Below are 17,531 nucleotides of genomic sequence, written 5' to 3'. Positions count from 1 at the left end.
CCCCCACCCCGCCCCGCCTCGTCCGCACGGGTGCCCGGCGGCCGAGGCCGGTGCCCCGGCCGCCAGGCGAGAATCTCAGGACGCGCCTTCGCCTACTGGCTCCTGATGCTCAACGAGCGCCATACCCATCCCGTGTAACGCCAGCCAAAGAACCAATAGCGATACCGGACCTTGTTGATCTGGATGACGATTCCCTTCCCCTCGTTCAGATGGGACAGCAGCGAGGCGACCGCCCCCACCCCGAGGCCGAAGATCTCGAGGAAGGCCCCGATGACCTCTCCGATCGGTCCGAGGAACTCGCCGAACAGCGCCACCATCTGCGACCCGGTTGAGATGAGGGTCAGCTTCAGGATGAACGACTTCGTCTTCGCATAGTCCCAGAAGTACTTGCAGTAGGCCGAGGTGCCACTGGTCTGCAGGCACATGGAACCGTTCGAGCCGCCGTTGGTGCCGCCGAGGTCGGTTCCGGTGACGGGGTTCTGGTCGACGTAGTCGTAGGCGTTCGCGGACCCCTGGAAGATCGGGTCGTCCTCCAGAAAACGGCCCGTGCTCGGGTCGTAGACGCGCACGCCCATCAGGACTGTGCCGCCCATGTCCGAGTCGGCGCGCTGGTCGGAGCCGAGGTAGCCGTATCCGCCCGCGGTGGTGGAGCCGGTCTCGGCCGATCCGAACTCCGTGTACGTGGAGGTCGCGGAGGGGCCGGTGTCGGCGGCGGGGTTGACGGTGGCGATGACGTCGCCGTGGAGGTCGGCCAGGTCGAGCGTGACGGTCCCGGATTCGGTCACCTCCGCGCCGAGCCCGCCGTCGAGCCCGATGACCATCGCGGTCCAGGAGCCGTTCGTGCTGGTCCAGGCCGGCGAGTCGCCGTCATCGGAATAGTCGTCGACCGTGGTGTATCCGGTCGAGGAGTCGGCCTTGGTGGCGTACCGCTCCGCGGTGGCGTCGAGGGTGTAGGTGTCGGTGACCCCGGCCTGCGACTGGGTGTCGAGCAGGCCGTCGGCGTAGTAGGTCGCGGTCAGGCTGCCCGAGCCGCCCGCGTCGGCCGACGGCGTGGTGGTGACGTCTCCCTGGGTGTCGTAGGTGTAGGCCGACGTGGTGCCGGACTCGGTGGTGGATGCGAGGCGGTCGGCCGAGTCGTAGGCGTAGGTCTCGTCCGACGCCGCGGTCGTGGTCTGGCACGCACCGCTCGAAGCGGCGTCGTACGTGGTCAGACTCGTCCGGTCGGTGTCCGCGTCGTAGGTGTAGGCACGGGTGGTGCACGATCCCGCGTCCGTGTCCTGGACCTGCGTGAGACGGTCGTCGTTGTCGTAGCTGTACGACTTCGTGTCCTTCAGCGTGCTCTCGGTGCTCCAGTCACCCTGTGCGTCGAGGGTGACGGAGTCCGTGATCGGGCCGGCCCAGTCGCTGTTGGTGTAGGCCACCTCGGTCGCCGTGCCGGTCGAGTCGATCGTGCGGGTCGCGACCGTCCCGTCCGGATACGTCTCCGTCTGCAGGGCGCCGTCCGGGTTGTAGGTCGCGGTGAACGTGCCGGCGAGCTTGTCCGCCTCGCTGACGGCATCGCCGTCGGGCGCGTAGGTGACCGTGTCGGTGTCGTAGGGGGTGGCCCTGGTGAGGACGTCTCCGGAAAGATCGTATGTGTACGTGCTCGGCTCGCCGTTGGCATCCGTGTACGAGACCAGCTGATCCCAGTCGTCGTAGCTCTGCTCGATGTCAGTGGCCACCCCGCCCGAGGAGTTGAGCGTCTCCGCATCGGTCCGCACACCGGTGTCGGTGCTGTAGACGGTCGCGGTCGCCGCCGGGGCGGTGCCCATTCCGGTGCCCGAGACGGTGATGGCCTCACCGGTGTTGCGATCGTCACCGTCGTAGGCGTAGGTGATCGTCTCGGTGCCGGTCGAACCGTACGCCTTGGTCTCGGTGAGCACCGAGAGGTAGTCGTTGTACGTGTAGGCATCCGTCGGGATGGTGGAGGTGTCGGAGGGCTGCGCGGCCGGGTAGGTCTCGCAGACCAGGTTCGCCCACTCCGGCTTGTTCCCACAGGCGGAGACCTGCGCGTTGGTCCCCGCGGTGTAGTAGACGGTGTGGGTGTCCCCCGCGGTGCCGCCGGACGAATCCGAGGGCTGATCCGAGTCGACGGCCAGGCCGTCTCCGTTGTACAGCGCGGAGTTCTCGTTGTACGTCGTCGTCGAGACGATGTCCAGGCCGCTCGGGTCGGTCACGGTCTCCAACGGCTCGCCCAGCGTCCACCCGGTCGTGTCCGTTCCGACCGTGTAGAGGTGCTCGGTGGTGCGGGCGTCGACGGTGGCGGATCCCGGTATGGAGGTGCCGATGCTCGCGGACGTCGTCTGGCTCGTCGCGAGCATGTAGGGCGCGCCGCTCGCGTCCGTGTCGCTGTTGGGCGCGCCGGCGTCGTAGCTGGTGGCGGTGTGGTCGCGGGCGGTCTCGAGGGTGCCGTCCACGTTCACGCTGTGGGCGGGGCCGTAGGAGTCGGTCTCGACCTCGTACTGCTGGTCGGCGCTCGTGCAGGTGCCGACGGTGCCGAAGTCGTCGCAGGCATAGACGTTGACGGTCGAGAGCGCCAGGGCTTCGGCCGCCGGGGATGCGGCGCTGAGCGCGGTGGCGCGGTCTGCGGCGGTCAGGGTGCTGGTGACGTCGCCGTTCGCGTCGTACTGGGTGGTGTCGACCGTCCAGGCGCCGTTGACGTAGGTCGCGGTGTTGACCTGGCGTCCGTTGGCGTCGAAGTAGTCGATGGTGGCGTACTCGTAGTCGGTCGCGGTCGGCGAGGTGGTCGAGGACGGGGTGTACCCGCCGGGCCAGATGGCCACGGCCGAGGTCGGCACGTCCGACTCGCTCCAGGTCGCGGCGGTGGCGGCGTCCATGGTGACCGGGCCGCCGGCGGAGGTCGTGAGCGGCACGCTGTAGTCGATCGTGTCGGTCGCGGTGCCGCCGCCGTAGGTGGAGGAGTGTGCCCGGGAGACCGTCAGGATCTTGCCGTAATTCACGTCGGTGGCGGTGTCGTCGTAGGTGAAGTGCCACGAGGCGAGCGCACTGGAACCGGAGGCCTGGGCCGGGGAGTAGGCCGTGATCCGGCCGTAGTCCGCGTCCGTGGAGGTCTCGTCGTAGGTGTAGCCGGTCACCAGGGGGGTGGACAGGCGCGGGTCGTACTCGGAGGTCAGCCGGCCGGCCGAGTCGTAGCCGTACTTCGCCACGGCGGTGTCGTGGAAGGTGCCGGAGTTGTCGACGTACACGAAGTCGATCTCCGAGACGTCACCCGAGCTGTTGTAGGTGAACGACAGCCCGCGGCAGCCGGCCGTCCAGGTCGAGGACGAGGCCGGGCTCGGGCAGGCCGTGGTCGGCGCGGAGGACGAGGCGGCGTCCGGGGCGACGACCAGGACCGGGTCGCCGGAGGAGTTGTAGACGATGCCGGTGGACGAGGTCGTGCCCGGCGACGTGATCGTGGCGGGCACGTAGTCCGCGCTCGCCGAGACGTACGCGAACGCCGTGACCTCGTTGTTCGAGCCCGTCAGGTCGAACACGTCGGTGGAGGTGTTCTTCGTCAGGGTCAGGCTGTCCGAGGCCGCCGAGGCGTCGGCGGTGTACGAGATCGTCGTCCCACTCGTCGACCCCTCGGTGAAGGTGTACGTGGACCCGTCACCGCCGGTCAGCACCACATACGAGCTGTCGTCCTGGATCGAGGACCAGGACGCGGCCTGTGTCGAGCCGACACTCGCGACCCAGCCGGGACCGAAGATCCCGGACACGGTCGGGTTGACCGAGTTGAACGTCCGTGACACCCCGAGCGCGGCCCCGTACGAGGACACACTCACGTCGTCGGCGGAGAGCGCGGCGTTGCCGGACTGCAAGCCGACCGTCACCGGACCGGCCGTCGTGGTGCCGAAATCAGCACCCGAACCCGTCCGGGAGAGCGTGACCGACACGGCCGGGGTGGTCAGGGTGTCGCCCGCGGCGTCCGAGAACACGGCTTCGACCTGGACCAGGCCGTCGTCCGCGATGGTGCGGTCGAGGTACCAGGTGAGCTGGTCCGTCTGTATGCCGGCGCCGTTCGTGCTCGTCGAGACCGGCCAGGTCACCGCGCAGCCGCAGTCGTAGACGACGTGGTCCGGGATCGCGGTGAACGAGCCGGTGGTGCCGAGCCGGTACTCGAACGTGGCCTTCGTGTAGGAGCCGGGCGCGGCCGCCTGGAGGCTGATCGAGGACGCGGTCTGCGATCCGTCGCCGGGCGAGAGCAGCGCGCCGTCGGCGCCCACACCGAACACGTACGTCGTGGACGCGCCGTAGACGCCCGCGTCGTCGAGCGGCGAGACGGTCAAGGTGTAGAGGCCGTTGCTCTCCGGGTCGATCGAGATCGAGCCGGACGATCCGGTGATCCAAGACCAGGTGCCGGCGGCGCTGCCGTCCTGGAGTTCATACGCGTAGCCCTCGACATACGAGCTCGAGTCGGACACCGAGCAGGCCGTGCCGCCGGATGTCAGCGTCGACCAGGAGCCGGAGGGGTATCCGGTGCAGGACACCGCGGGCGCTCCCGGCGCGGTCGCGTCCGTGGTGAAGGCGAAGGCTGAGGACCAGGTCCCGTATTCGGTGCCGTCGTACGGGCGGACGTAGAGCTGGTAGGTCGTGCCGTTCGCCAGAGTCGTGGTGGAGGCGAGCGAGCCGGTGGCGCCGGAGGCGAAGTAGCCGCTGGTGCCGTCCTCGACGACCGTCGAGCCCTGTTCCACCTTGAACTCGTAGGCGACCTCGTCGCCGTCTGCGTCGGTGGAGGCGGCCTGGAAGGTCGGGGTGAGCGAGGAGGTGTAGAGGTTGCCGTCGGCGGCCCAGTTCTCCGGGCTCAGCGCGATGCTGCCGGCGCCGTACGGCGCGTGGTCGTAGGTGATCGAGAGCGTCGGGCTCGGGCCGAACTCGACGAACCCGTTGGTGTCGGCCTCGTCCGTGTTGAGCAGGCCGAGCGAGAACTGCCAGCCGGAGGCCTGCAGGTCGGTCTGCACCCAGGAGGCCACGTTGATCGAGACGGCCTGGTTCGGGGTGGTGGAGGTGGTGGTGAAGTCCACCGCCTCGGGCCCGGCGACGTTCGTCGGCGCACTGTCCCAGCTGCTCGTCGAGGAATACTGGCTGGTGTAGTAGGCGTCGAGATCGTGTGCCTGGGAGGTGCTCGAGTACGTGGTCACCGCGGTCGCGGTCACCGTCGCGGAGAGCACGTCCGTGGTCGAGCCGTCCGCGGCCGAGGGCAGGCCGAAGACGTAGTAGCCCCGGTCGATCCCGCCGCCGTCATAGCCGACCGAGACGTCGCCGTTCCACGTCGCGTCGAGTTCCTCCGAGGTCGGATACGCGGCCTGGTCCTCCCCGTAGCCCTCCCACGCCTGCGAAACGGTGTAGGACGGGTCGATCGTGACCGGGAAGACGGTGCTCGCGGAGTCCAGCAGCGCGGCCGGGGCGCTCAGCGTCGCCTTGCCCCCGCTGTAGGACACCGGCACCGCCACCGGCTCGGCGTGCCGCGACGAGTCCCACGCGCGTGGCGCGGCCGAGGCGAGGACCGCCTGGCCCTTCGCGTTCTTCACCGTGATCCGCCCGGACTTGTCAGCGCTCGTCGTCAGGCCCTTGCTCGCCGACATGCCGAGCACCAGCTTCGCCAGCCCCGGGTCCTTCGCGGCGGCCGCGTTCTCGACGATCAGCGACTCCTCGAACCCGCCGGTGACATCGGCCGTCACCACCAGGTCCACCCCCGGCAGCACGTCCGGGTACGTCGCGGACGCACCGTCCACCGTCGGCGTGGGCAGCGCCGACGGCCAGGAGACCGTCACCGAACCCTGCGACGAGGACACCGTGGCCAGTGCCGTGTCACCGCCGCCGGAGAACCTCAGCCCGGCCTCGGCCGCCTTCGGCGAGAACGTCCCGTCCTGGTTCGGCACCAGATCGGCGCTGGCCGCGACCCAGGAACCGTTCTGCTCTGCCCAACGCGGCGTGGCCGAGGAGGTGTAGGTCATCGTGCCGTCCGCGTTGGCGGACAATCGCGCGTACGCCGTCTGCGCGGACGCGATCGTCACGGACTTGTCGCACTTCTTCGCCAGCATGGCCGCGGACGTGGAGTCCTGGGCCGAAGTGGCCGAACACGAGGTCGTGGCGGTGGTCTGAGGGCTGCTGTGAGCGGAAGCGGCCGGTGCCACGCCGACGGCGACCGCCGCACCCAACGCGACCACCGCCGTCCAACCGGCGCTCCGGGTCAATGCCGGCCATCCGCCGCGCCCCGACGCGGCAGACGATCGACGAGAAAAGGCACGCAAGGGCTCTGTCTCCTCTGTGGGTATTTCATGAACTCCGAGACAGTCCACTGTGAGACTGTGTCAGCGAGCTTTGAAGCTAGCCGCCGACCGTTCCCCCGACAATGCACGGAGTGCCGAGATATTTCGCAAGCTGACCTCAATGCCGGTCATTTCGCTTGCGAAAAGTATGAACCACAGACTATGGAACCCCTGATTCACCAGCAGTTCTCTGATCAAGGCCGCGGCCGTCTTACGCAGGCCAGGCCCCATGGCGGGGCGTCGAGGGGGGTGTGATCTCGATCACAGAGGCGTGTCGTGTCTGGGCAGCCTGGGTCCTGACAGACCCCACCGCACCAAATCTCAGCTGTCTAACTTAGCCCATTTTCATGAGAATGTAATCGAGTATGATACTTGGCATTTCGGTTCACCAAACTTCACCGTGCTGCAAGCGTAAGCAGATCGGAGGCGGCGGATGCACAACCACGTCATGGCAGCCGAGTCGGCGATGTCAGTGCTCGCGGAGCTCGACGCTCACGACGTTCGAGCCTGCGTCGGCGGCGGATGGGCCGTAGACGCGCTGATCGGCAGGCAGACGCGCGAACATTCCGACCTCGACCTCTGGCTTCCCGCCGCCGACCTCGACCCGCTGATCGCCGCGTTCTCGCGCCTCGGCATCGACCGCGTACTGCCCTGGGGCGGCGACCGGCCATGGAACTTCGTGCTCCACGACGGCGAGCACCTGCGAGTCGACCTCCACTTGTACGAGGAACTCGCCAACGGAGTCGTTCACTACGGCAGCGTCATAGACGGAGCCCAGTTCACCACGGCCGACCTCCGTGGCGAAGGCCGGATCCTCGAAACGGTCGTCCGCTGCGAGGCCCCAGAGTGGGCACTGCGATGCCACACCGGCTACCCAACCCGCGCCGTAGACGTCTCTGACGTCACCCAGCTTTGCGCCCACTTCGGCCTCACCGTGCCCGAACCATTTCGCACCAGCCAGCCCAGCGGTGAGCACGGCCGAACTGGATGAGGACGCCTGTACCTCGAGGTGTCCGACGGCGGATTCGAACTTCCGGTCGATGAGAACGGATGCCAGCCAGAGAACTGGGTGAGCGGACGAAGAGCCGCCCAGGCTCCTTAGAGGGTCTTCGGTTGTCCGCCGGTCAGCGCACGTTTTCGGTGCCGACTGCACCCGGTTGGAGCATGGCGAGGGCTTCGCGGGCGAGGGTTCGTACTTCGGCCCAGCCGGGGTCGGTCTGGAGGGCGAGGTGGGTCCATCGCTCGGCGTTGGCGGCGCCGCTCATCGCGGTGAAGAGTTCGTCGATGCGCTCAGCCCGCACTCTGACCTCGAGGCTGATCAGTCCCACCGCGTGCATCCACTTGGCGTTCCCCGCGGGGGCGACGTGGTCTTCTGCGAGGTCGTCCGCGCTGAGTCCGGGCTTGTCGATGAACGCGATCTGCACTTGCGGGTCGGCAGCAAGGATCTCGAGCGATTCGACCAAGAGCCTCATGTAGTCAGGTTCGCGGGTGTTCATGGCCGGATCCTCGCAGGTGCCGGGTCGGGAGGGAATCGCTTTTCGGCGCGACCAGGGCAAGCGTGCTCTGCGACGCCGCTTCACGCGCGGCCCCGAGCACCGGCCAGAGCGCTGCTCACTCCAGGCTGGATCCGTCGACGACCGGGCTGCCGTGGCCGAGGAAGAAGACTCCGGGATACCCGGCGGTGAAGAAGCCCTTGTTGACGTTCGAGCTCAGGGTGGAGTCGTCGATGGTCAGGGTGCCGGTGCGGTCGTTGCTGACGAAGAACACCGCGCCGCCGCCCTCGTTGGCCTGGTTGTGCTCGATGACCGAGCCGGCGATGGTCAGGGTGTAGGTGTTGCCGTCGTTGTAGATCGCTCCCCCGCTGCCGCCGCCGGGTGTGCCGCTGCGGGCCGGGTTGGCGCCGACGCCGATCGCCTGGTTGTAGGTCATCACGCAGTCGAGCACGTCCCAGGACACGCCGATGCTGCTGAGCGCGCCGCCGTTGGAGCACACGCCGCCTAGGCCGGGGGCGCCGCCGAAGGTGCTCTTGACGACGTAGACCGGCAGATTGTCGTACTGCTCCAGGGCGCGCACCGCGGCGCCGCCGAGGTCGGGGCCGGTGGAGTCGCAGCGGTTGCCGGTGAAGCGGTCGTTGACGATCTTCAGCCGGCCACCGCTGGCGAAGACGGCGCCGCCTCCGCCGCCGAAGGCGTCCTGGCCGGTGGAGTCTCCGTCGGTGAAGACGAGGTTCTGCAGCGTCAGCTGCGGATACTCCTGGTTCTGGCAGTGCGAGGTGGTCCAGGTCTGCGCCTGGTCGCACGTGTTCATGTACAGGATCCGGCGCTTGCCGCCGCCGCTGAGCGTGACCTTGCCGCCGCCGTCGAGCACGACGGTCTGGGCGGAGTTCACCACCTTCGCCGTGGCGGCCATGGTGATGACGACCGGGGCCGGTCCGCAGGAGAAGGTGATCACGCCGCCCTCTGCCACAGCGCTGACCACGGCCGCGGACGTGCAACTCGACGCGGTCCCGTCACCGACCACTCGTGTCGGGTGCGAGGTGTCGACCGCATCGGCTGCCGCCGGGATCGTCGCGTGCCCGTCGGGGTTTCCGGGAGCCGGCAACGCGGCGGCCGCGGTCGATCGCGCGGCGCTAGGCCGGGGCGAGGGGCTGGGCGGCGGCGAGGCGGACGCCGGCCTCGAGGCGAGAGTCGCAGGGGTCGTGGTCATGATGCTCACGGGATGCGAGTCCGCCGCCGAGACGGCCGGAGCGGCGGCGGAGCCGCATCCGGACAGCGAACCCGCGGCCAGGGTCAGGCCGGCTATGAGCGTCGATGTGGCTGCGAGGCGCCGAGGAAGAAACACCCGCCGATGGTAGCGCCCTCTCAGATGTCTCTCAGATGCCTCCCCGGCGTAACCCCGAAATCCGCAGCACGCGGGTGCCGTAAGCACCCTTCGTCTCCACGTCCCCCCAGTCCTTCACGGCGTCGATTCGAGCGGCTGCTCGGCCCAGATCGTCTTGCCCTGCCGGTTCGGGCGTGCGCCCCAACGCTGCGTCAGCTGTTCGGTGATGAACAGTCCGCGGCCGCCTTCGTCGTCGTCGTGTGCGCGGCGCAGCCGGGGCGCGGTGTTGCTGTCGTCGGTGACCTCGCAGGTCAGGGTGCGGTCGCAGATCAGGCGCAGGCCGATGGGCCCTTCGGCGTACCGCAGCGCGTTGGTGACCAGCTCACTGACGACGAGTTCGGTGCTGTCGCTGAGCGCTTCGATCCCCCAGTCCTTGAGCTGCGTGGTGGCCAGCCTGCGGGCCTGTCCGGCCGCCTCGAAGGTCGCGGGCAGCGTCCAGGACGCGGTCTGCGAGGGGTGCAGCGCGTGGGTGCGGGCGAGAAGCACGATGGCGTCTCGCTCGGGCGGGAAGGCGGCGGCGTTCATGAGCGCGTCGCACACGTCCTTGAGCGAGACATCGGGCGACGTGGCGGCACTGGTCAACAGCGCGGAATGCGGCGTGGCCCCGTCCCAGCCGGTCTGGATGAACGCGTCGTTGCGCAGCAGCAGGACGGCGCCCTCGGGCAGCTCGTGTTCGGATGCGTCGTACTGTGCCGCACCGTGGCCGAGGGGTGGCCCCTGCGGGACGTCCAACTCCTCGACGCGTCCGTCGGCGTAGGCCACGATCGGCGGTGGGTGGTCCGCGCTGGCTGCCGAGCAGATCCGGGTCGCCGGATCGTAGACGACGTACAAGCAGGTCTCGCGCCGGGCTTCGCCCTCGGCCGAGCCGTCGGTCGAGGCCTCACGCCGGTGCGGCTTACCCGCCATCACGTGCAGTCGTTCGAGGAGCTCGTCCGGCAGCAGGTCCAGCCCGGACAGCGCGGCGCTCGCGGCGCGCAGTTCGCCCATCGCCGCGGCGGCGTGCGCGCCGAGCCCGGTGCTGTCACCCACCACGAGAGCGACGCGGGAACCGGACAGGGCGATCACGTCGAACCAGGCTCCGCCTGCCCCGGCCGGCCGGTACGCGTGCGCGGTCTCCACGGCGGAGCGCACCGACTCTTCGCCCGGTCGCCGGCCGGAGGCCCCCTGCAGGCGTGCGACGGAGCGTTCGCGGGTGTAGAGCCGAGCGTTGTCCAGGCACAGCGCCGCGACCGCGCCGACCTGCTCGGCGAGTTCCAGGTCCGCGGCGTCGAAAGGCACGGGGTTTTGCCAGCGGTAGAAGCTGGCGAGGCCGAGAACCGAGCCGCGCGCCGAGAGGGGCACCGACATCATGGAGTGCACTCCGGCGTCGCGCAGCCGGTTGCCCCGCTGATCGCGCTCCAGCCACAGGGCATCGGGGTCGAGCTGCGGGATCAGCTGCGGCCGCAACGTCGCCAGAACACGGTCGTAGGGCGTGTCGTAGGGGTAGGAGGAACCTTCGCCCACCGCCGGGACGCCTTGCCTGCCGGAGACGGAGAAGAATCCGGCGCGCCGCAGCGACTGCCCCTTGAGGACCGCCCCGGGAGGCGGCACCTCCCCGCGCAGCAGCGAGTCGAGCACGTCGACGGCCACGGCGTCGGCCAAGCGCGGCACGCTGACATCGCACATTTCCATCGCCGTCTGGTACACGTCCAGGGTGGTGCCGATCCGCGTACTGGCGAGGTTGAGCAGTCGCACCCGCTCCTCGGCCGCGGCCCTCGTGGTGACGTCGGTTACGGCGACGAGCACCCCCAGGACCCCGCCTTCGCGATCGTGCAGGCGGAAATACGCGACCGAATGCACCGACTCGACCACCGGGTCCCGGCTGCGGGCCGTGAACCACTCGTCGAGCACGGGCGTACCCGTCTCGAGCACGTCGCGGGCGAGTTGCGCCGCCCGTTCGGGCTGGTCCAGGTCGAACAGGCGCAGCACCTCGGAGACGGGTTGCCCCATCACGCCCGCGATCGGGAAGTCACGCAAGCGTCGCGCGGAGGGGTTGAAGCGGACCAGTCGCAGTGCGGAGTCGAGCACGTAGAGGCTGATCGGCGAGTCGAAGAGGGCGGCCAGGACAGCCGCATCGACCTCGCTCGTCTCCAGCATGCCACGCTCGCCGCCCCCACCATCACCGGCAGCGCCCATAGCGCCTCCTAGGTGACGATAAGGAACAATTCACCCTGCGATCAAAGCATTCCTGGCGTGCCGCCGCCACCGGCACGGGCCCTTGAGGCGAGCGCGAGTGCGTCTGCCCTCGCCACCGCGGCGACGCCGGGCGCCGGCGGAGGGGCAGATGAGATCAAGCCAAGGATCCCATAAGAAGCTCAGATCCTGAGAGCAATTTCATCGGTGGTTAACATTCGGCGAAGGTGATTGAGCGAGATTCCGGGCCGTAAGCCGACGCGGTCTCGGTCCGCCTCGGAGTCTTCTCCTCGACTGTCACCAGAGATCAGGGACCACCGATGTTCTTCACCTATCTGGGCCGTGAGCTGCGCAGACGCGCTCGGCAAGCCCTCGTCATCGCGCTCGGCCTTGCCCTCGGGATCGGTCTGGCCATCACGGTCAGCTCCGCCTCGGACGGCGTCAAGGCGGCGCAGACGGACGTGCTCAAGTCGCTCTACGGCGTCGGCACCGACATCACGGTGACCCAGCCGGCCACCCGCGGCTCCGGCGGGGCGCAGAGCTTCGGGTTCAGCGGCCAGGCGCAGACGACCACCGGCACCAAGACCACGACCGCCTCGCAGGACACCGCGCGGGTGGCCATGGGCTCGGGCACGCTGGCCACCACCACGTTGACCAAGGTCAAGGCCCTGTCCGGGGTCTCCGACGCGGTCGGCAGCCTCTCGCTGACCGATTTCAACGTCAGCGGGAAGCTCACCCAGAGCTTCACCCAGGCGCCCTCGACCACCGGGTCCACCGGGTCCACCGGCCGTAGCGATCGCTCCGGCTCCGGTTACGGCGGCGGCTCCGGCGGCGGCTTCCGCGCCGGCGGTCCGTCGGGCAACTTCAGCTTCAACCAGACCACGATGCAGGGCGTGGACGTCTCCGACATGACGATCGGCCCGATGTCCTCGGTCACCCTCGCCTCCGGACGCGAGCTGAGCGCCGCCGACTCGAGCGCCGCGGTCGCCGTGGTCAACTCGAGCTACGCGACGCAGCAGAACATCAAGGTCGGCGCCACCGAGACGCTGGGCGGCACGAAGTTCACCGTCGTGGGCATCGTGACGACGTCCTCCGACGAGGACTACTTCCTGCCGCTGGCCGAGGCGCAGAAGATCTCGAGTGAGACCGGCAAGGTCACCACGGTCTACGTCAAGGCGGCCAGCAGCACCCAGATCAGCGCGGTCGCGAGCGAGATCGGCAAGACCGCCTCCGGCGCCACCGTCTCCACCTCGGCCCAGCTGGCCGACTCGGTCTCCGGCTCGCTCTCCTCCACCGCCTCGCTGCTCACCAACCTCGGCAGGTGGCTCGTCATCGGCGTCCTGGCGGCCGCCTTCCTGATCGCGGCGCTGCTCACGATGTCCGCGGTCGGCCGGCGCACCCGCGAGTTCGGCACCCTCAAGGCCATCGGCTGGACCTCGCGCCGGGTGGTGCGCCAGGTGCTCGGCGAGTCCATCGTCACCGGCCTGATCGGCGGAGTGCTCGGCATCGGGCTCGGCTTCGCCGGCGCCCTCGTCATCGACAAGGTCGCCCCCCAGCTCACCGCCGCGGCCTCCACCAGCAGCGCGAGCACCACCACGGGCGGCTTCGGCGGCGGTGGCGGCGCCAGCCGGTTCAGGAAGCCGGCCAACGACATCACGGTGCACCTGACGGCGCCGGTGCACCTGAACATCCTGCTGATCGCCGTCGCGCTCGCGGTCCTCGGCGGACTGATCGCCGGCGCCCTCGGTGGCTGGCGCGCCTCCTCCCTCCGCCCGGCCGACGCCCTGAGCAAGGTCGCCTAGGCCCCGCGCCTCGAACAAAAGGATTCAGATCGATGTATGAGATCAGCGGGCTGACGAAGGTCTACGACGGCAAGCGCAAGGGTGAGAAGGTCCACGCGCTCCAGGGCGTGGACGTGGTCATCCCCGACAACGACATGCTCGCCATCCAGGGACCCACCGGCCACGGCAAGTCCACCCTGCTCCAGCTGCTCGGCGGCCTCGACCGGCCCAGCGGCGGCTCGCTCAAGTTCGACGGCCAGGAGCTGGCCAAGATGGGCGAGATGCAGCTGACGAAGCTGCGCGCGCAGAACTTCGGCTACATCTTCCAGGGCTTCAACCTCATTCCCACGCTCACCGCGCAGGAGAACGTCGAGACCGCGCTGGTCCCGCTCGGCATCCCGGCCACCGAGCGGCGCGAGCGGGCAGTCAGGGCACTGACCGAGGTCGGCCTGGGCGAGCGGCTCGGGCATCTGCAGACCGAACTGTCCGGCGGGCAGCAGCAGCGCGTCGCCATCGCCCGGGCCCTGGTCAAGGAGCCGAAGGTGATCCTCGCCGACGAGCCCACCGGCAACCTGGACGAGGAGACCCGCGACGACATCTTCGCCCTGCTCGAGCGGCTGTGGGCGGAGCGCGGCCTGACGGTGATCATGGTCACCCACGACTCCGCGCTCTCCAAGCGCGTGCCCCGGCTCGCCCAGATCAAGCACGGCAAGCTCACCATCAAGCGGGAGCGCGTCGACGGCTGAGGACCGGGCCCGACCGCCGAGAGCGAATGTAGAGCGAATGCCTTCGGGCAGCGAGTTCGTCGCTCTCGGCGGTCAGGGCAAGTCAGGGCAGGCCAGGGGCCCGGGTAGGCCAGGGCACTTCACGCCCGGCCCGCGCGTCGATCTATGTGGCGTCCCGACCGAGCCGGATCAACACCACTCGATCCTGCGCCTCGTCGATCACATAGAGCACGCGGTATCCGGCGTAGCGCAGGCGGCGCAGTTCGCCGAAGTCGTCGACGCTCCATTCCGCGGAGTCGTCCGGCCGCGGGTTGCTCGGCAGCAGCCGCAGCACGCTGTGCAGCTCGGCGAAGCCGTCCTGGTCTTCCTTCGCCGCTTCGACCGCGGCGCTCTTGAACAGCGGCCCGATCTCCAGCCTCACGCCACGCGCTCGTGCGCGTCGGGGACCTCGATGCCGAGCTCGGCCGCCAGGTCCTCGAGCGTGCCGGCGATGGGCGAGCCGGCCGCGCGCCACTGCGCGAGCGCGGCGGCGTCCTCGAGGTTCTCGAGTTCCGTACGCGACATGACCACGGCCGCGTCGTGACCGTCGATGATCACGGTGCGGCGGCCGTGGGCAGAGGCGTCGCGCACGACCCGACCCAGGTGTGCTCTCGCGTCCTCGATGGAGCGGTGATCGGTGTCGGTCATACGCATGACGCTACACGCGTGGAGGCGGGATCGGAACGAGTCGGCCCGGATTGCCCCGGTCGGCCGCGCGCGCCGCGCGGGTTCAGCCCAGTACGTCGCTCGGCAGGTGCAACGAGACGACGTAGTTCGGCAGGTCCACGATCTCGCTGACGATCAGGTCCGCGGTCAGGGAGGCGAGCACGTAGGCGTGCACGGGGCTCAGGCCGGTGCGCCTGACCGTCTCGTCCACCAAGGCGCGGGCGGCGTCGCGGGCGGCGGCGCGCAGGTCGGGGCCGATACCGGTGGTCACCAGCGCGGGCCCGGAGCGGCGGGCGGCGGGCGCGGTCTCCAGGATCGGCGAGGGAATCGGGCGGTGCTTGACGAGTTCGATCTCGAGCACGGTGCGCGCCGAGGTCTCCACGCCCGTACCGCAGATCTCGCCGTCGCCCATCGCCGCGTGCGCGTCGCCGAGTGAGAGCAGCGCGCCGGGCACACCGACCGGGAGCAGCACGCTGCTTCCCCGGCCGAGCTGGCGGATGTCCATGTTGCCGCCGAAGCGCGAGGGCGGGAGCAGCGGGTGGCGGCCGGGTTCGGGCAGGGCCAGGCCCAGGGTGCCGATCATCGGCAGCGCGGGCAGCAGCGGGCCGAAGTCCAGTTCGACGCCCTTCTCGTCGATCCGGCTGTGCACGAACGCGGCGTCCGGGAAGTCCTCGGCCAGCAGGCCGAAGCCGGGGATGTTCGCGGACCAGCCCCACGGGCCGGTCGAGAGCTCCCGCACCCGGACCAGCAGCGCGTCGCCCGGCTCGGCGCCGCGTACCAGGATCGGGCCGGTGACCGGGTTGACCCGGGCGAAGTCGAGGGCGCCGAGGCTGTCCGCGGTGGAGGTCGGGCCGAACTGGCCCGCGGCGGAGTCGAGCAGGTCGAGTTCGACCGTGCCGGATCCGTCGAGTTCGAGTGCGGGCGCGAGTTCGTTGTCCCAGGCGTAGTGGACGGTGTCGGTTCCCAGGTGCATCCTTGCTGCTCCTTCGAGTCGCGCGAACGCGGCGGCCGGGGCCCGGCCGCCGCGTCAGGGGTCGTGCCGAGTCGATCGAGTATCCCGGGCCTCAGCCGGCCGCGGCCTCCGGGCTCGCCACAGTGCTCGGCTCGCGGACCGTGACCAGCTGCTGCTCGATCGCCGCGAGCTGCTCGGGCGTGCCGAGCGAGCGCGGGCCGGCGAACCAGTTCTTCGCCGACAGCTGCCACCACAGCGCCGCGCCGCCGATCACGACGACGAACACCGGCAGCGTGTACGGGAACGTCGCGCTGGCGAAGACCGGGTTGGTGGCCGGCAGCACGAACAGGATGTCCGCCGCGACCACCCAGACCACCGCCGTCCAACCGACCAGGTTCGACCACCTGCCCAGATGCCAGGGGCCGCGCTGGAACTCCTCGCCGCGGCGCAGCCGCAGGAACACCGGGATCGCGTACGCGGTGTAGAGGCCGATGACGTTGATCGTGATGGCGGCGTTGAACGCCACCGTGCTCCACAGGTTCAGCACCCCGAGCAGGCAGGCGCCGAGCACGGCGACCCAGACGGCGTAGCGCGGCACGCGGCTGGCGGTGTGCACCTCGCTGAGCTTGCGCGAGACCGGGTGGGTGCGGCCGTCGTCGGCCCGGGCGAAGTCACGGGAGAACGCGTAGATCATCCGCGAGTTCGAGGTCAGGTTGCCGTTGATGCAGAACAGCAGCGCGATGACGATCGCGGCGACGAGCACCTTGCCGAAGCCGAGGCCGACCGCGTCCACCAGGATGTCGCTGACCGCGTTGCCGGTCTTGGTGCCCGCCGCCTCGCGCTGGTAGTTCTGCACGGCGAAGTTGAGCGACCCGATCAGCAGGGTGCCGAGCACGGCCGCGATGGCGATGGCGCGGACCATGCCGCGCGGCGCGGCGAGGCCGGGCTGCCGGGTCTCCTCGGTCAGGTGCGCGCAGGCGTCGTAGCCGGTGAAGGTCTCCGCTCCCACCAGCAGGCCGAGCAGCGCCGCGTAGATCGGCCAGTGGAAGGTGGTGCCGTTGACGAAGTGGGTCAGGGCCTGCCCGGCGCTCTGGTGGTGTGAGGGCGCGAAGATCAGCGCGCCGATCATCACCAGCGCGAAGAGCGTGTGCCACCAGACGCTGACCGCGCCGATGATGCCGACGAGCTTGCGGCCGAAGGTGACCACGAGGCCGAGCACGACGGTGGCGATCAGGTAGGCCAGCACGACGTGGTCGGTGGTGTAGGACCACCAGCCCTCGAGCACGCCGAAGGAGACGATGAAGAACGCCGCGCCGTAGGAGGCGCCCGCGGTGCCCGCGATCTGGCCGAGCACGTTGAACCAGCCGGTGAACCACGCCCACGCCGGCGCGTTGCGCTTGGCCAGCTTCGCCGACCAGTAGTAGAGGCCGCCGGAGGTCGGGTAGCTGGAGCAGACCTCGGCCATGGCCGCGCCCAGCGCCAGGATCAGGCCGGACACCAGGATCCAGCCCCAGAACAGGTCGGCCGGGCCGCCGTCGTTCATGCCGGTGGAGTACATGATCGACACGCCGCCGATCACGCAGATGATGGAGAAGGCCACGCCCATGTTGCGAAAGCCCGTCAGGCCCCGGCTGAGCAACTGGGGATAGCCGAGCCGGTGCAGCTCGTCGGTGTCGGCGGCATCGCCTGCCAGGGCGGCCTGCGTGGTGTCTATTCGGTTCGCTTCGTCGGCCATGGCGGTCACTCCGGAAGGTGAGAGCGCTGACGGGGAAGATAAAGGGTCTGATCAGGTCTGATCGTGCGCGGCGGCCGCGACGGTGAGGTCGCGCACCGCCTCCGAGTCGCCCATGGCCGCTTCGCGCGCACGGCGCGGGTCCGTGTCGTCGAAGGGCGGGTCGGGATCGAGGCGGGGTCGCGGGGACCGAGGACTGAACACCGGCAAACCGCTCCGTCCCCCCAGCCCGCGGCGCCTTCGATCGCCAGTGAGAAAGTACCCTGATGATCG

The 17,531-nt window shown here is 69.6% G+C and carries 13 protein-coding genes; 4 read left to right on the top strand and 9 right to left on the bottom strand.

Annotation, left to right across the window (positions count from 1 at the left end; genetic code table 11):
- Window positions 1-92: 92 nt before the first annotated feature.
- On the bottom strand, window positions 93-5,996 hold the full coding sequence (locus KDL01_RS11000) for an RHS repeat domain-containing protein (protein WP_212528312.1): 5,904 nt from the start codon (window positions 5,994-5,996) through the stop codon (window positions 93-95).
- Window position 5,997: 1 nt separating this feature from the next.
- Between KDL01_RS11000 and KDL01_RS10995 the strand changes: the two genes are divergently transcribed.
- Together KDL01_RS10995 and KDL01_RS10990 are read left to right on the top strand one after the other, a co-directional pair.
- Complete coding sequence (locus tag KDL01_RS10995; protein WP_212528311.1) at window positions 5,998-6,144, top strand: hypothetical protein; 147 nt, start codon at window positions 5,998-6,000, stop codon at window positions 6,142-6,144.
- A gap of 615 nt (window positions 6,145-6,759) precedes the next feature.
- Complete coding sequence (locus tag KDL01_RS10990) at window positions 6,760-7,302, top strand: nucleotidyltransferase domain-containing protein (protein ID WP_212528310.1); 543 nt, start codon at window positions 6,760-6,762, stop codon at window positions 7,300-7,302.
- Window positions 7,303-7,435: 133 nt separating this feature from the next.
- On the opposite strand, the gene KDL01_RS10985 is transcribed toward KDL01_RS10990, so the two are convergent.
- From KDL01_RS10985 to KDL01_RS10975, 3 genes are all read right to left on the bottom strand, one after another.
- Complete coding sequence (locus tag KDL01_RS10985) at window positions 7,436-7,807, bottom strand: hypothetical protein (protein ID WP_212528309.1); 372 nt, start codon at window positions 7,805-7,807, stop codon at window positions 7,436-7,438.
- Between the two features lie 115 nt (window positions 7,808-7,922).
- Complete coding sequence (locus tag KDL01_RS10980; protein ID WP_246576264.1) at window positions 7,923-9,017, bottom strand: hypothetical protein; 1,095 nt, start codon at window positions 9,015-9,017, stop codon at window positions 7,923-7,925.
- A 249-nt stretch (window positions 9,018-9,266) separates the two neighbouring features.
- Window positions 9,267-11,327, bottom strand: a complete 2,061-nt coding sequence (locus tag KDL01_RS10975) for a SpoIIE family protein phosphatase (RefSeq protein ID WP_212528308.1) — start codon at window positions 11,325-11,327, stop codon at window positions 9,267-9,269.
- 356 nt (window positions 11,328-11,683) lie between these two features.
- Here KDL01_RS10975 and KDL01_RS10970 point away from each other — a divergent pair, with 356 nt between their 5' ends.
- Window positions 11,684-13,165, top strand: coding sequence for an FtsX-like permease family protein (locus tag KDL01_RS10970; protein WP_212528307.1), 1,482 nt, complete (start codon window positions 11,684-11,686; stop codon window positions 13,163-13,165).
- Window positions 13,166-13,197: 32 nt separating this feature from the next.
- The gene (locus KDL01_RS10965; protein ID WP_212528306.1) at window positions 13,198-13,890 is read left to right on the top strand and encodes an ABC transporter ATP-binding protein; all 693 of its coding nucleotides are present in this window, start codon (window positions 13,198-13,200) and stop codon (window positions 13,888-13,890) included.
- 142 nt (window positions 13,891-14,032) lie between these two features.
- Here KDL01_RS10965 and KDL01_RS10960 read toward each other — a convergent pair whose 3' ends face one another.
- The 5 genes from KDL01_RS10960 to KDL01_RS10940 form a co-directional block, all read right to left on the bottom strand.
- Window positions 14,033-14,290, bottom strand: a complete 258-nt coding sequence (locus KDL01_RS10960) for a type II toxin-antitoxin system RelE family toxin (RefSeq protein ID WP_212528305.1) — start codon at window positions 14,288-14,290, stop codon at window positions 14,033-14,035.
- Window positions 14,287-14,556 (bottom strand): type II toxin-antitoxin system Phd/YefM family antitoxin, encoded by a 270-nt coding sequence (locus KDL01_RS10955; protein ID WP_212528304.1) that lies wholly within the window; start codon window positions 14,554-14,556, stop codon window positions 14,287-14,289. Before KDL01_RS10955 ends, KDL01_RS10960 begins: the two co-directional genes overlap by 4 nt.
- Window positions 14,557-14,638: 82 nt before the next feature.
- On the bottom strand, window positions 14,639-15,547 hold the full coding sequence (locus tag KDL01_RS10950; RefSeq protein WP_212528303.1) for an acetamidase/formamidase family protein: 909 nt from the start codon (window positions 15,545-15,547) through the stop codon (window positions 14,639-14,641).
- Window positions 15,548-15,638: 91 nt separating this feature from the next.
- Window positions 15,639-17,261 (bottom strand): amino acid permease, encoded by a 1,623-nt coding sequence (locus KDL01_RS10945; protein WP_212528302.1) that lies wholly within the window; start codon window positions 17,259-17,261, stop codon window positions 15,639-15,641.
- Between the two features lie 51 nt (window positions 17,262-17,312).
- On the bottom strand, window positions 17,313-17,462 hold the full coding sequence (locus KDL01_RS10940; RefSeq protein WP_212528301.1) for a hypothetical protein: 150 nt from the start codon (window positions 17,460-17,462) through the stop codon (window positions 17,313-17,315).
- Window positions 17,463-17,531: the final 69 nt, after the last annotated feature.

Origin of the sequence: Actinospica durhamensis (assembly GCF_018139695.1) — a bacterium.
Lineage (GTDB): Bacteria > Actinomycetota > Actinomycetes > Streptomycetales > Catenulisporaceae > Actinospica > Actinospica durhamensis.
Note: the sequence above shows the minus strand (reverse complement) of the source record. Positions and strands in the feature narration are given on the sequence as shown.